Origin of the sequence: Streptomyces calidiresistens (assembly GCF_014141525.1) — a bacterium.
Classification (GTDB): Bacteria; Actinomycetota; Actinomycetes; order Streptomycetales; family Streptomycetaceae; genus Streptomyces; species Streptomyces calidiresistens.
On record NZ_VKHS01001228.1, the window covers coordinates 1 to 1,088 of the forward strand.

At 70.8% G+C, this 1,088-nt stretch carries 1 protein-coding gene; it reads left to right on the forward strand.

Going from position 1 to position 1,088, the window contains the following annotated elements; all coding sequences use genetic code 11:
- Positions 1-47: 47 nt before the first annotated feature.
- Positions 48-848: a pectate lyase gene (locus FOE67_RS26550; protein ID WP_182667365.1), complete on the forward strand. Its 801-nt coding sequence runs from the start codon at positions 48-50 to the stop codon at positions 846-848.
- The last annotated feature ends 240 nt before the right edge of the window (positions 849-1,088 follow it).

Consider the following 1,088-nt stretch of genomic DNA (forward strand, 5'->3'; position numbering starts at 1 on the left):
CCCCGTGACACCCCCGCACCCCCACATCGGAACGATCGGAACATCGCATGGCACAGCACAGGTCGCGCCGCCTCAAGCGGCGCGCGCTGATCGGCGGCGCGGGCGCCACCGCCCTGATCGCGGGCGCCGCCGTGACCGGCACCCTGATGTCCTCGGCGAGCGCGGCCACGTGGCCGTCGGCCAAGGGCGAGGAGAGGGTCACCGCGACCATCGAGGTGAAGGGCACCTTCGACGGCGGCGGCAAGCGGTACATCCCCGTCGGTCTGGGCGACGGCGGCCAGGGCGAGAGCCAGAAGCCGGTCTTCAAGCTCGCCGACGGCGCCAAGCTGAAGAACGTGATCATCGGCGCGCCGGGTGCGGACGGCGTGCACTGCCAGGGGTCCTGCACCATCGAGAACGTCTGGTGGGAGGATGTCGGCGAGGACGCCGCCACCTTCCGCGGCGGCAACGACGCCGTCTTCAACGTCAAGGGCGGCGGCGCCCGGAAGGCCTCCGACAAGGTCTTCCAGCACAACGGCGGCGGCCGGCTCATCGTGGAGAACTTCGCGGTGGAGGACTTCCTGACCCTCTACCGCTCCTGCGGCAACTGCGGAACGCAGTACAAGCGGTCCGTGACGTTCCGGAACCTGGAGGTGAAGGCCCCGGGCACCCGCCTCGCGGGCATCAACACCAACTACGGCGACACCGCGACCTTCCAGGGGGTCACCATCCTCGGGGACTCCTCGAAGAGGATCGTGATCTGCCAGAAGTACGAGGGCAACAACTCGGGTAAGGAGCCCAAGCGCCTGGGCACCGACGCCGACGGCAAGCACTGCGTCCACCAGACCTCGGACATCACCTACAGGTGACCTCCGACCCCGCCCCGCGGCGGGGGTTCGGCCCCGGCGCGGACCGGGGTCCCGTCGACGTGTACCGGCACCCGATGTCTCGGTGCGACACCGGGTGACACACGCGGCGACGGGCCCCGGCCGCGCCGAACTCCCGGACACCCGGGCCGACACCCCTTCCGCGGGGGGTCGGGGGCGGACCGTCGAGCGACCGGTCCGCTCCCGGCCCCACCCCGGGGACTGTCTCTTATAAACATCTCC